This is a genomic window from Nocardia donostiensis (genome assembly GCF_002081715.1).
GTDB lineage: Bacteria > Actinomycetota > Actinomycetes > Mycobacteriales > Mycobacteriaceae > Nocardia > Nocardia donostiensis.
Genome location: NZ_MUKP01000013.1, coordinates 91,258 through 103,739, shown reverse-complemented (window position 1 = coordinate 103,739; position 12,482 = coordinate 91,258). Strand labels below are relative to the sequence as shown.

Annotated in this window: 11 protein-coding genes; 5 read left to right on the top strand and 6 right to left on the bottom strand. The window is 66.7% G+C overall.

Annotated features, from left to right (window positions below):
* Positions 1-188: 188 nt before the first annotated feature.
* Together B0T44_RS11460 and B0T44_RS11455 are read right to left on the bottom strand one after the other, a co-directional pair.
* The gene (locus tag B0T44_RS11460; RefSeq protein ID WP_077119555.1) at positions 189-635 is read right to left on the bottom strand and encodes a DUF6918 family protein; all 447 of its coding nucleotides are present in this window, start codon (positions 633-635) and stop codon (positions 189-191) included.
* A gap of 75 nt (positions 636-710) precedes the next feature.
* Positions 711-1,367, bottom strand: coding sequence for a PaaI family thioesterase (locus B0T44_RS11455; RefSeq protein ID WP_077119445.1), 657 nt, complete (start codon positions 1,365-1,367; stop codon positions 711-713).
* 127 nt (positions 1,368-1,494) lie between these two features.
* On the opposite strand from B0T44_RS11455, the gene B0T44_RS11450 reads away from it, so the two are divergent.
* The 3 genes from B0T44_RS11450 to menE all read left to right on the top strand — a co-directional run bounded on the left by B0T44_RS11450 (position 1,495) and on the right by menE (position 4,135).
* Positions 1,495-2,409 (top strand): 1,4-dihydroxy-2-naphthoyl-CoA synthase, encoded by a 915-nt coding sequence (locus B0T44_RS11450; RefSeq protein ID WP_077119443.1) that lies wholly within the window; start codon positions 1,495-1,497, stop codon positions 2,407-2,409.
* Between the two features lie 11 nt (positions 2,410-2,420).
* Positions 2,421-2,810, top strand: a complete 390-nt coding sequence (locus B0T44_RS11445; protein WP_077119441.1) for a VOC family protein — start codon at positions 2,421-2,423, stop codon at positions 2,808-2,810.
* A 149-nt stretch (positions 2,811-2,959) separates the two neighbouring features.
* Positions 2,960-4,135: an o-succinylbenzoate--CoA ligase gene (gene menE, locus B0T44_RS11440; RefSeq protein ID WP_077119553.1), complete on the top strand. Its 1,176-nt coding sequence runs from the start codon at positions 2,960-2,962 to the stop codon at positions 4,133-4,135.
* Here menE and B0T44_RS11435 read toward each other — a convergent pair.
* Positions 4,104-4,682 carry a TIGR03086 family metal-binding protein gene (locus B0T44_RS11435; protein WP_077119439.1) on the bottom strand — a complete coding sequence of 193 codons (579 nt, stop codon included), beginning with the start codon at positions 4,680-4,682 and terminating at the stop codon, positions 4,104-4,106. The genes menE and B0T44_RS11435 overlap by 32 nt on opposite strands.
* A 178-nt stretch (positions 4,683-4,860) precedes the next feature.
* Positions 4,861-6,429: an MFS transporter gene (locus tag B0T44_RS11430; RefSeq protein ID WP_077119437.1), complete on the bottom strand. Its 1,569-nt coding sequence runs from the start codon at positions 6,427-6,429 to the stop codon at positions 4,861-4,863.
* Between the two features lie 117 nt (positions 6,430-6,546).
* Between B0T44_RS11430 and B0T44_RS11425 the strand changes: the two genes are divergently transcribed.
* A complete protein-coding gene (locus B0T44_RS11425; RefSeq protein ID WP_077119435.1) occupies positions 6,547-7,185 on the top strand; it encodes a TetR/AcrR family transcriptional regulator in 639 nt (212 codons plus the stop codon).
* Between the two features lie 82 nt (positions 7,186-7,267).
* On the opposite strand, the gene B0T44_RS11420 is transcribed toward B0T44_RS11425, so the two are convergent.
* Positions 7,268-11,539 carry a bifunctional nitrate reductase/sulfite reductase flavoprotein subunit alpha gene (locus tag B0T44_RS11420; protein ID WP_245839245.1) on the bottom strand — a complete coding sequence of 1,424 codons (4,272 nt, stop codon included), beginning with the start codon at positions 11,537-11,539 and terminating at the stop codon, positions 7,268-7,270.
* Between the two features lies 1 nt (position 11,540).
* On the opposite strand from B0T44_RS11420, the gene B0T44_RS28000 reads away from it, so the two are divergent.
* Positions 11,541-11,669, top strand: coding sequence for a hypothetical protein (locus B0T44_RS28000; protein ID WP_254893675.1), 129 nt, complete (start codon positions 11,541-11,543; stop codon positions 11,667-11,669).
* Between the two features lie 90 nt (positions 11,670-11,759).
* Here B0T44_RS28000 and B0T44_RS11415 read toward each other — a convergent pair whose 3' ends face one another.
* Complete coding sequence (locus B0T44_RS11415; protein WP_077119548.1) at positions 11,760-12,464, bottom strand: demethylmenaquinone methyltransferase; 705 nt, start codon at positions 12,462-12,464, stop codon at positions 11,760-11,762.
* Between the last annotated feature and the right edge of the window lie 18 nt (positions 12,465-12,482).

Genomic DNA, 12,482 nt, shown 5'->3' with positions numbered 1-12,482 from the left:
CCGACCGGAAATATGCCCGCCGCTAAAAACATCGATGTCACCTGCATATCGAAGGGACCGGCCAGCCGGTGTGGTGACCGCCCCCGAGATGAAACGCGGAGCGTCGCACCTGACATGGAACGGGGTGCGACGCGCCGTGCACTTACCTCCGCCGGAACGCGGAGGCTTGCGCGCTACGTTCGCTGGGGTCAGCTTGCGTGACGCTGCACCAGGTCGCCGACCCGGGGCAGTGCCTCGATGACGTTCTTCTTGGCGGAAGAGCGCATCGAGTTGTAGACCTTCTGGATGGCGGGCCTGCTGGAGGCCTCGGCACGCGCGTCGGTCACCGCGAGCAACGCCTCGGCGACCTCGTCGGACTTGGCGACCAACAGGTCACCGAAGCTGCCGGAACCGTTCGCCTGGAACTCTTGCCAGTACGGCTCGAGCTGCGCGACCAGTTTGGGCGCCAGGGACTCCAGTGCATCGGGAACGATGGACGGGCTGATCTTCTTGACCGCCGCGTACCCACCCTTCACGGCCAGGCCGGATGCACCACCCTTATCGGAGACTTCGGCATCCAGGACCTGGACGGCGTCGGCAAGGAAAGCCGGGCGCTTGGCCTCGTCGAGCAGGGATTCAGACAGTGCTGCAACCAATTTCAGGATCCTCCGGATCATTGTTCGATGGACGGGCAGCCGCAACTATACGCACCGCCCCCGTCATCGCATCGGCTACGGCTGTCCCGGCAGCAGCTGCACCATCAGCGCCTCGCAATCGGCCAGCACTGTTCCCTCCGCGTCGGTGAGTTCGGCGCTGGTGAACGTTTTCCGGCGGTCGATCCGCTCCACGCGGCCGCGCACCGTCAGCGGGGTCTCCAGCGGAGTCACCTTGCGGTAGTTGACGTGCAGGTAGGCGGTGCGGCTGATCGGGCGGCCCGCATAGTGCACGATCATGCCCATCAGATCGTCGAACAGCAGCGGCAGCACCCCGCCGTGTACCGCGCCGTTGCCGCCGAGGTGGTAGCGGCGGAATTCGCCGGTCAGCACGATGCCGTCGGGTCCGGCTTCGACGACGGTCCAGGGCAGCATCAGCAGGCTGCCGCGGCCGGGCAGTTCCATGGTGCGCCCGGCAGGTCCCTGGCCTTCCGGCGCGCGATAGGGCTCCAGCAGTTCGATCATCTGCCGTGCCTGAGCAAGTGCGGCGCCGTACACCTCGTCGGGGGCGTCCACGGAGACGGCGAGATCCTGCAGTGTCCGCATCGCTTCGACGAAATCGGCGAAGTCGGGGCCGGGCTCGGCGGGCTCCCATTTGGGAAACCCGCCGTGCTGTTCGTACCGTCTCGCGTCGACCGCGCTTGAGTCGATAACCGGTTTCACTCGCTCGCTCATAACTGCACCGTATCCTGTCGTTATACGCCGTCAAGCCGCAACTGGGCAGTTGTGGTGTATCCGACGGAAACCGGCGCGGACACGCGGCATTGCCGCGCGAGAGGAACCGGGGACCATAATCACGGATGTGACGTTCAATCCGAAGCTGTGGCGGCCCGTTCCCGGGTTCGAGAACCTGACCGACATCACCTACCACCGGCATATCGACCAGGGCACCGTCCGGGTCGCCTTCGACCGGCCGGAGATCCGCAACGCGTTCCGCCCGCATACGGTCGACGAGCTCTACCGGGCGCTCGACCACGCCAGGATGACCCCCGATGTGGGTGCGGTCCTGCTCACCGGCAACGGACCCAGCCCCAAAGACGGCGGCTGGGCGTTCTGTTCCGGCGGTGACCAGCGCATCCGTGGCCGCACCGGCTACCAGTACGCGCGCACCGACGATTCCGGCGCCATGGGCGAAACCGCCGACACCGTCGACCAGGCGCGCGCGGGCAGGCTGCACATCCTGGAGGTGCAGCGACTCATCCGGTTCATGCCGAAGGTGGTGATCGCCCTGGTCAACGGCTGGGCAGCAGGCGGAGGTCACAGCTTGCACGTGGTTTGCGATCTGACCCTGGCCAGCCGCGAACACGCCAGGTTCAAGCAGACCGACGCCGATGTGGGCAGTTTCGACGGCGGCTACGGCAGTGCGTACCTGGCGAAACTGGTCGGCCAGAAGTTCGCCCGCGAGATCTTCTTCCTCGGACGTCCCTACACCGCCGAGGAAATGCACCGGATGGGTGCGGTGAACCGGGTCGTCGACCACGCCGAACTAGAGGATGTCGCGCTCGAATGGGCCGAAGCGATCAACGGCAAATCCCCGCAGGCACAGCGGATGTTGAAATACGCTTTCAACCTGGCCGATGATGGCTTGGTCGGCCAGCAACTGTTCGCAGGCGAAGCCACTCGAATGGCGTACATGACCGATGAGGCGATCGAAGGCCGGGACGCCTTCCTGCAGAAACGGGAGCCGGACTGGTCCCCGTTCCCCTGGTACTTCTGAACGGAGAGCGGATGGACATCCTCAGCAGCCGGATCATCCTGCGCCCCCACGATTACGAGAAGACGCTGGCGTTCTACCGGGACGCGCTCGGTTTGGCGATCGCACGCGAATACCCGGGCGGCACGGTCTTCTACGCGGGCCAGTCGCTGATCGAGGTGGCGGCGCACGGCAGAGCCGAGGATGCTCCAGCTGGAGCCGGCTTCCAGGGCGCGATCTGGTTGCAGGTGCGCGATCTGTCCATCGCCGCTACCGAACTCGCGCTCGACGGCATCCCGATCGAGCGGCCGCCGATGCAGGAACCGTGGGGTTTGATCGAGATGTGGCTGCACGACCCGGACGGGGTGCCGATTGTGCTGGTCGAGGTGCCGCCGGAGCATCCGCTGCGGCGCGATAACCGTTGAAGCCGCGGTGAGGCGGACCCGTTCTGTGTTCGTCGACACGGACATGACACGATCGCTGACGTGAGCGAGCGCAGCGAGCGAACCACGGGTACCCCGCAGCCGACCGCGAGCGGGGCGCGGCCGTGAGTAAAACCTTGCGTACTCTGCCGATGCCGACCGGCACCGGAGTGAGCGATGTGCTGCCGCATCTGCGTCAGGTGCTCGACGATAACGATTCGGCCGCCTGGCTGCCCATCCCGACCAGCGACCGGCGGGAGGCGCGCAGGCTCAGCGATGCGCTCGCGCCCGGTGAGCCGATCGATGACGAGGTGGCTCTGGTGGTGACCACCTCCGGCAGCACCGGTGTGCCCAAGGGCGCCATGCTCAGCGCCGCCGCGCTGCGCGCCAGCGGCAACGCCACCCATGAGCGGCTCGGCGGCCCGGGCAGCTGGCTGCTGGCACTGCCCACCCACCACATCGCCGGTATCCAGGTCCTGTTGCGCGGCATCCTCGCCGGGACCGAGCCCACCGTGCTCGACGTTTCCGGCGGGTTCCTGCCCGAGGCGCTGGCCGGGGCCGTCGCGAGCATGCCTGGCCCGCGTCGTTACACCTCGCTGGTCCCGACACAGCTGATCAAGGCACTCGACACCCCGTCAGGGGTGGCCGCGCTGGCCGAACTGGATGCGGTGCTCGTCGGTGGTGCGGCCACGCCGGTCCCGGTATACGAGCGGGCGCGGGCGGCGGGTATCAACGTGGTCCGCACCTACGGCATGAGCGAAACCTGCGGCGGCTGCGTTTACGACGGGGTGCCGCTGAGCGGTGTACGCGTCCGGATCGAGGACGGTCGCGTCCTGCTCGGTGGTGCTGTGCTGGCTTCCGGTTACCGCAATCTGCCCGATCATCCGGCGTTCGCCGAACCGGGCTGGTTCCGCACCGATGATGCGGGTGTTTACGACAACGGTGTGCTGCGGGTGACCGGTCGTCTCGACGAGGCGATCCTGACCGGTGGGCTCGTGGTCATCCCGCAGGTGGTGGAAGCCGTGCTGGCCACCCACCCCTCGGTCAGCGAATGCGTGGTGCTCGGCCTGCCCGATGAACGGCTGGGACAGCGTGTCGTGGTCGCCGTGGTCCCCACTCCCGGCGCCACCCCGACCCTGGCCGAACTGCGCGAGCACGTGCTCGCCGAACTCGACTCGATCGCGGCCCCACGAGAACTGGCGGTGCTCGACGAACTTCCGCTGCTCGGCGTCGGTAAGCCGAACCGGGCGGAATTGCGCCGGGAGCTGCTGTCCGATTCCATGGGGCAACCCGGAGTTATCCGGTCCAGGACGGATCGCGGCCAGTGAGCCCGAGCACCCGGTGCAACAGGGGCGCGTCGTGCGGGATCGGCACAATCGGGCCGAAAAGTCCCGGGGTGCCCTCCGGCGGGGTGCCGCGCAGGAAGTCCAGCAGCACCTCCAGATCCTCCTGAGCCACTTCGGGCCGTCGACCGGTGGCGCGGGCGAGATCCCACGCATGGATCACCAGCTCGTCCAATGTCACCCTGGCCAGCATCGCGGCGGGCATGGTGACACCGCCTGCCTCGGTGTCACCTACCCATGCCTCCGGTTCCCGCCATGCGGCGACCAGTGCTGTCAACTGCTCCGGGATTCGGGTACGCCAATCGGCGGGCGGCGTATTGCCCGGCCCGACCGACGGTGATGCCGAGCGTCCCACCGACTCTTTGGTCGCCGCCTGCCGGAACGCCTCGGTGAGGCCGACGATATGCGCGAGCAGATCACCGACGCTGGCCTGCGCGCAGGGCGTGGGGGCGGTGAGTCGGTCATCGGGGATCGCGGCCACCACCTTTGCGAGCGTGTCGGCGGCCGATTGCAGATCGAACTCTTGGGCCATCGGTTCTCCTCAGCTGGGTTCTGCAGAAGAGACGCGACGAACCGGCTGGATTTATCGGTCGCCGCGAGTCGGCCCGATGAGGTGGTCCTGTGACCTTCCGTCAGCGCGATCGACCCGCGTCAGCTGATCGAGGTCGCCGGGTGGGCACACCGCTCGTTGTCTCGGCGAGGAGCAGCACTCAGACGACCGAAGCTTCCTGCTTCTCGGATTCGCGCACAGGTTCTTTCGTGACAAGCACCTGCTTGGCCGCGCGACGCCCCGGCGCCCACACTCCGATGGCGACCGCGGCGACCAGCGTCAGGATGCCGAGCGCGATAGCGGACTGCTGCGCCCCGTGCGCGAACGCGTCCTTGGCGAGATCGGCCAAGGGTTGCGCGGCGGGCCCGACGCGTTCGGTGACTTCCAGTGCGGCGGCGAGTGAATCACCGACCGGTTCCCTGGCCTGCTCGGGGAGCCGGGGGAGGACCGCGGCGATGCGGTCGCTGTATCCGGCTGCCAGGATGCTACCCGCGACCGCGACGCCGATGGCCGCGCCGATTTCGCGGGCGGCGTCGTTCACCGCCGACGCCACACCGTGCTTTTCCACTGGGGTGCCCGCGATGATGGCGGCGGTGGCAGGCGCGGTGCAGACACCGAGTCCGATGCTCATCACCAGCAGCGGCCACAGCAGGTCGAGATACGTACTGTCGGCGGTCAGGCGCGACAGCAACAGCAGCCCGATGCCGATGGCGGCGAGGCCGAGGAAGGTCAGCAGTCGCAGCCCGAATCGTTCGGCGAGCCGGGGCGCGATCGCCGACAGAGCGATGATCGGCACGACCATCGGCGCGAGCGCCACCGCCGAAAGCAGCGGCGCATAGCCGAAGATCAGCTGCAGGAACTGCACGAACAGCATGAAGACGCCGAACGAGACCAGATACTGGACGGCCACCGAAGCCGCACCGCTGCCGAACCCCCGGTCGGCGAACAGCCGCAGGTCCAGCAGCGGATGCTCGACCCGTAATTCCACGGCGACGAACGCTGCCGCGGCGACCACCGCACTACTGAACAGCCCGATCACCACGGTGTCGGTCCAGCCGCGGATGGGCGCCTCGATCGCGGCGACGACGAACATCCCGATCGCGATCGCAGCGGTGATCGCGCCCCACGCATCGAGCGTAGGTCGTGTCTCGTCAACGGACTCGGGCACGGTGAACGCGGCGACCGTCAGCGCCGCACCCGACACCGCCATGGCGATGAACACCGAGACCCACGACCACATCTGGAGCAGCATGCCCGATCCGAGCAGGCCGAGCACCGCACCCGCCCCCGCGACACCGGACCACAGACCCACTGCGGTACTGCGCCGATCTTCGGGGAATCCACTGGTCAACAGCGAGAGAGTGGAGGGCATGACCAGCGCGGCGCCGACGCCGGCAATAGCCCTGGCGAAGATCAACCACAGCGGTGAGTCGACAAGCAGTGGTAGTGCGGACGCCGCCGCGAAGATCACCAGCCCGGCGATCAGGACGGCGCGACGGCCGTAGCGGTCGCCGAGTGCGCCCGCAGGTAAGACCAGGCAGGCTAGCGCGAGTGTGTATCCGTCCACGATCCAGGTGAGCTGTAGCTGCGTGGCACCGGAGGTGGCGGCCACCTCGGGCAGCGCGGTGTACAGCGCCGCCATCGAGGCGATCACCAGGGCAATCGCCAAACACGACACTGCGAGCAGCCAGCGTTGCGCGGCGGTCAACCGTGTCCTCGTGGGCTCCATCGGTTCCTCCCGAGGCATCGAATCAGAGAAAAGATAACTTTAGTATCGCTACGCTACTAGCAGTATCATAAGTAGAGTCGACCGGCGATGGACACCCCGAGGAGGAACACTCGAGCCATGAGCCCCACCGGTGCCGACCTGCCGCCCGACGACACGGACCCGCGCAAACTACGCTCCCGCGCCCGGCTGCTCGACGCCGCGACCGAACTGCTGCGCTCCGGCGGACTGGATGCCGTGACGATCGAGGCCGTCACGCGGATGTCGAAGGTCGCGCGCACCACGCTGTACCGCCATTTCGACAATGCCGTGCAGTTGCGTGCCGCCACACTGGAACGTCTGCTGCCGCCGGTACTGGAAACGCCTCCGGAGGGCCCGCTGCGCGACCGGCTCGTCGAAATACTCAGCAGGCAGGCCGCGGTGGTGAACGAGGTGCCGCTGCACATCTCCACCATGGCCTGGCTGGCCACCGGCGATCGTTCCGAAGGCGGCGAAGGCCCGGCACTGACATCGCTGCGCATACGCCTCATCGAGCAGTACCGCGCCCCCTTCGACCGGCTGCTCGACACCGAGGAGGCGCACGCCGAGCTCGGCGACTACGACCGCACTCTCGCACTGATACAGCTGCTCGGACCCATCGTCTTCGCCAAACTCGTCGGGATCGGAAACCTCACCTCCGACGACTGCGCCCGCCTCGTCGACGACTTCCTCACCGCCCGCGCAACGGACCGGGCAGCGCGGGAGCGCAAAACCAGGTAGGCAAAGACGCCGTCGCATGGACACGAGAGCTGACTCCGGACGAGGAACACCGGCTGCTCGAATGGCTCGGGATTGCGAAACCTCAGTAAACGTCCCGTACATACCGTTTTTCGGCGACCAGCTGTCTGCGGAACGCGAGCGCGGCGTCGGTGTCCATTTTCCCGTGCACCCGGACGATATCGAGGAGCGCTTCGTCGACGTCTCTGGCCATGCGGGCGCCGTCACCGCACACGTAGAAATATGCGCCGTCGCACAGCCACGACCACAGGTGCGCACCGTGCTCGATCATCCGGTGCTGCACATAGATGCGTTCGCGCTGGTCGCGGGAGAAAGCCAGGTCCAGGCGGGTGAGAAAACCCGAGCCGAACATCTCGGACAATTCGTCCCGATAATAGAAATGCTGATCGACGTACTGGTCGCCGAAGAACAACCAGTTGCGTCCGGTGCATCCCAGAGCGCGACGCTGCTGTAGGAACCCGCGGAACGGCGCGATCCCCGTACCGGGGCCCACCATGATCATCGGGGCGGCCGGGTCGGCGGGCGGCTTGAAATGCGGTGCGCGCTGCAAGAAAACCGGAACGCTCTGCCCACCTGCCCGGTCGGCCAAAAATGTCGAACACACCCCGCCCCGCGCGAGGTGGTGCCCGTAACGCACCACGCCGACCGTCAACTCGATCTCACCCGGGTCGACCAGCGGACTGGACGAAATCGAATACAGGCGTGGCTGCAGCCTTTTGAGCACCTCCAGCCATTCGACCAGATCGGCTTGAACCGGAAAATCCCGCAGGACGTCCACGGCTTGCCGGTCCCACAGGTACCTGTCGAGTTCGATGCGATTGTCGCGGCGCAGCAGTTTCGCCAACCGGTTGTCCGGATTGCGGTCGGCGATGAATTCCAGCAGATGACGCCCGGCCTTGGTGATGTCGTAATGGGTGCGCAGCGCCTCGACCAGCGGTAACTCCGTACCGTCCACAGCGACGGAACTCGCTTCGCGCAATCCCGTCACCTCGAGCCATTCGGCCACCACCTGCGGCGCATTCGACGGTCGGATTCCCAGTGCGTCCCCCACCTCGTAGCCCGCGCCGAGCCCACCCAGATCGAACCCGAACCGCCGCACCTCCTTCGCCGAACCCGCCGCCGACAACAGCTCGTTACGGATCAACGGCACGTGCAGCGGCGAGTTCCGGGTGAACGGCGCGGGTTCGTCACGAGCTCGGCGGCTGGGTGCGGCTGTCGGCAACAGCGCCGTCGCCGCGCCGGCCCGATGCGTTGGTGTACCCATCGGCCGGGCCGCTGGCATCGTGCCGGGCTGGGCAGTCAACGCAGTGCCGGAGTAGGCGGCTGGTGCGGCACCGGGCCCATGCCCTGCAGCAGCGCCCTCGAACTCCGGAGCCATCTCGGTACCGTCCAGCTGGCCCGCCGCATGAAGTACCGATATGACATCGTCGAGCCATTGTGCCCCTGGCTCGGCATAATCGGGTTCGGACTCGACCCGGGTGAGCAGTCGTCTCGCCCCGCGATCGGTGAGCATGTCGTCCAAGGCCCGTCCGTGTCCGCAGAAATCGTCGTACGACGAGTCGCCGAGCGCGAACACCGCATACCGGACCCCGGACAACCGCAGCGCTTCATCGGCCAGCGATTCCCGGAATTCCGCCCCGTTATCGGGCGGTCCTCCGTCGCCGAAGGTGCTGCTGATCACCAGGACGTCCCCGCAGAGCGCCCTCGGATCGCACGCGTTCATTTCCAGTAGCCGCGGCGCGAACCCGGAGTCGGCGAGCCGGGCTGCCGCGATTTCGGCGAACTCCTCGGCAGTGCCGGTCTGCGAAGCCCACAGCACGGTTACCGCACGGGTGATGACCTCGGTGTCACCAGGTATCACCGAAGGCACGGGATGTCGAGGTATGGAGCGGGAATACATTCCGGCCAGCAGCCCGTCGACCCAGAGCCTGCTGTGCGACGACAGCGGCGCAGAATCCGGTAGCACCGGCACCGCGGTATCCGCAACGGTATGCAGTGCGGTCAGATAACCGCTCAGGTAGATCCGCTCGGTGTCGTTCAACGCAGGTGTCGCGGTATCGGCGCCGAGCAGCGCAGCCAGCGGGTGCACGGTTCGTTCACTCGGTGGACCGCCCACCAGGCCGTCGACTGCTGTCCGGACGGCTGGTTCTGCGGCCGGGCCGACAGCAGGCGCGACCGATGGTGGCGTGGGCGAGGGTTCCGGTTCGATCATCAGCGCCTCCGGCCGGGTCATCCCTGCCACCCGGCGCAGCGCGACCGCACACGCCTTGTACTCCGGTTGCCAGGATTCTGGATCGACAGCGTCGCTGGTGACAGCGTTGACGGTCAGATATTCGCCCTGTTCGTCGTTCCAATGGAACGGGGCGAAACAGTCACCCGGCCGCACCCGGTCGCTGATATCGACAGGCAGTACCGCCCGTCCGCGGCGGGAGGTGAGCTCGAGGTGATCGCCGGGGCGTACCTCGAGACGCCGCGCATCGTCTGGATGGATCTGCAGGAACGGCTGCCCGGTGAGCTTGCCGAGTTTGGCGATCCGGCCGGTTTTGGTCATGGAATGCCATTGATGCGGTAAACGGCCGGTATTGAGCAGGAACGGGTAGTCGTCGTCTGGCATTTCCTGTGCGGGCATATGCGGGCGGGCCCAGAACACGGCACGTCTGCTCGGCGTCGGAAAAGCCAGCGCGGGACGATCTCCGGATTCGTCGGTGGACACCGGACCGGTCGCGCCGTCATTGCGGTACCGGATCGGGTTGCGTCGCCGTCCCGGGTCGGGGCACGGCCACTGCATCGGGCCTTCGCGTAGCCGTTCGTAGCTCATGCCGCTCAGGTCGTAGCCGGTGACGGGATTGGCGAATCGGGTGATTTCGGCGAAAACATCAGCGGCTGAAGCGTAAACGAAACCCGGAAAGCCCATTTCGGTCGCAATCCGGGCGATGAGCAGCCAATCCGGCATGGCCTCGCCGACCGGTGCCACACTTGCGGGCAGCAGCGTTACAGTGCGTTCCGAATTCACCATCACCGCGTCCGCTTCGGCCCACAGGGCGGCGGGCAGCATCAGATCGGCGTAGGTGTTCGTCGCGGTTCGGGTGTAGGCGTCCTGTGTGATCACCAGTTCGGCCGCCTCCAGCCCGGCGATCACCGTTTTCCGGTTGGCCACCGTAGCGACCGGGTTGGTGCCGATGATCCAGGCGGCTTTGATATCGCCCGCAGCCATACCGCGGAACATCTCGATGGTCCCCGGCCCGGTTTCCTCGCGAATAGTGCCCGGTTCCAGATCCCACACGGTTTCCACGTACGCGCGATCGGCAGCCGCGAGCACACTGCGCTGCCCTGGCAGCCCTGGACCCAGATAACCCATTTCCCGGCCACCCATCGCGTTCGGCTGACCGGTCAATGAAAACGGGCCGCTTCCGGTCCGGCAGATAGCGCCGGTGGCCAGATGCAGATTGCAGATGGCGTTGGTGTTCCAGGTGCCGTGAGTGGACTGGTTCATCCCCATCGTCCACAGCGTCATCCATTCGCCCGCCGCGCCGATCCAGCGTGCGGCGGTGCGGAGATCGGCTTCGGCGAGCCCGGTGATCTCGGCGACCCGAGCCGGGGTGTAGTCGGCGAGGAACTCCGGCATCACCGACCAGCCTTCGGTGTAGTCGGCGATGAACTGCTCATCGATGTCGCCAGCTGCCACGAGCAGATACAGCAGACCGTTGAGCAGCGCCAGATCGGTGCCGGGCGCGATCTGCAGGAACAGGTCGGCCCGCGCCGCGGTGTCGGTGCGCCGGGGATCGACGACGATCAGCTTTGCGCCCGCTTTCAACCGGTCGGCCATCCGCAGGTACAGGATCGGATGACAATCGGCCATATTGGCGCCGATCACGAAGAACACATCGGCGTGATCGATATCGTCATAGGAGCCGGGCGGCCCGTCCGCGCCGAGAGATTGTTTGTATCCGGTGCCCGCGCTGGCCATGCACAGCCGGGAATTGGCTTCGATGTGCACCGTGCGCACATAACCCTTGGCCAGTTTGGTCGCCAGGTATTGCGCTTCCAGTGACATCTGCCCCGAGACGTACAGCGCGATGGCGTCGGGTCCGTGCTCGTCCAGAATCGCGCGCAAACGAGTGGCGGTCTCGCGCACCGCCTCGTCCACCGGTACGGCCTGGGGTTGCGCGCCGCGCCGGGGGCGGGTGTAGGCGGTGGTCATCCGGCCGGGCGCGGCCATCAACTCGGCGTGGGTAGCGCCTTTGGTGCACAGCCTGCCCGCGTTCGCCGGATGTAATTTATCGCCGCTGACCTGGGCGATCACCGGGTTGCCCGCCGCGTCTGGCCGGGTGGTCACGGTGATCCCGCAGCCAACGCCGCAGTACGAGCACGCCGTCCTGGTCGTGCTGGGCTGCCGGTTGGTCGCCGCATCGGACATGTACCCGATGATGGGGGCGCGCGATTTCGTCGGTTTTTCCCGACGTTAGCGGGAAGTGACGTTCTTCCTCACCCGCAGCTTCCACGGCGGTGAGGCCACCGGAAGGTCACCGCCAGATTTCGCCCCGTGACCTGGGTGTTCAGCCCAGTTTGCAACCCCGGTGCAAGGCCACGACGCCCGCGGTCAGATTGCGCCATTTCACATTCGACCAGCCCGCATCGGCGATATGCCGCGCCAGCTGGCGCTGGTTCGGCCACGCCCGGATCGATTCGGCGAGGTAGACGTAGGCGTCCGGGTTGCTGCTGACCGCCTGCGCCACCCGAGGCAGCGCCTTCATCAGGTACTCCAGGTAGATGGTGCGGAACACCGGAACGACAGGTGTGGAGAACTCGCACACCACCAGTCGCCCGCCCGGCTTGGCCACCCGCAGCATCTCCCGCAACCCCAGATCGATATCGGCCACATTGCGCAGCCCGAACGAGATGGTCACCGCGTCGAAGGAGTTGTCGGCGAACGGTAACGCCATCGCATCCCCTGCCACCATCGGCACCCGCCGGGACCGTCCCGCCGCCAGCATCCCCTGCGAGAAATCGGCTGCCACACACCAGGCGCCCGATTTACCCAGCTCCACCGTGGAAACCCCCGTCCCCGCCGCTAAATCGAGCACCCGCTCCCCGGGCCGCGGATCGATGGCTTGCCGGGTCGCCCACCGCCAGTACCGATCCTGTCCCGCGGAGATCACCGTATTGGTCAGGTCGTACCGCCGTGCGACACCGTCGAACATCGACGCGACCTCATGCGGTTGTTTGTCCAGGGAGGCACGGACCGATTCTGTTTTCGCCACGAACACGACACTAACCCC

What these genes read in the sequence shown, in the direction of transcription:
- B0T44_RS11445 (WP_077119441.1), top strand. Translation starts at nt 2,421, where the DNA reads ATGGACATCCTCAGCAGCCGGATCATCCTGCGCCCCCACGATTACGAG.
- B0T44_RS11425 (WP_077119435.1), top strand. Translation starts at nt 6,547, where the DNA reads ATGAGCCCCACCGGTGCCGACCTGCCGCCCGACGACACGGACCCGCGC.
- B0T44_RS11455 (WP_077119445.1), bottom strand. Translation starts at nt 1,367, where the DNA reads ATGAGCGAGCGAGTGAAACCGGTTATCGACTCAAGCGCGGTCGACGCG.
- B0T44_RS11430 (WP_077119437.1), bottom strand. Translation starts at nt 6,429, where the DNA reads ATGGAGCCCACGAGGACACGGTTGACCGCCGCGCAACGCTGGCTGCTC.
- menE (WP_077119553.1), top strand. Translation starts at nt 2,960, where the DNA reads ATGCCGACCGGCACCGGAGTGAGCGATGTGCTGCCGCATCTGCGTCAG.
- B0T44_RS11435 (WP_077119439.1), bottom strand. Translation starts at nt 4,682, where the DNA reads ATGGCCCAAGAGTTCGATCTGCAATCGGCCGCCGACACGCTCGCAAAG.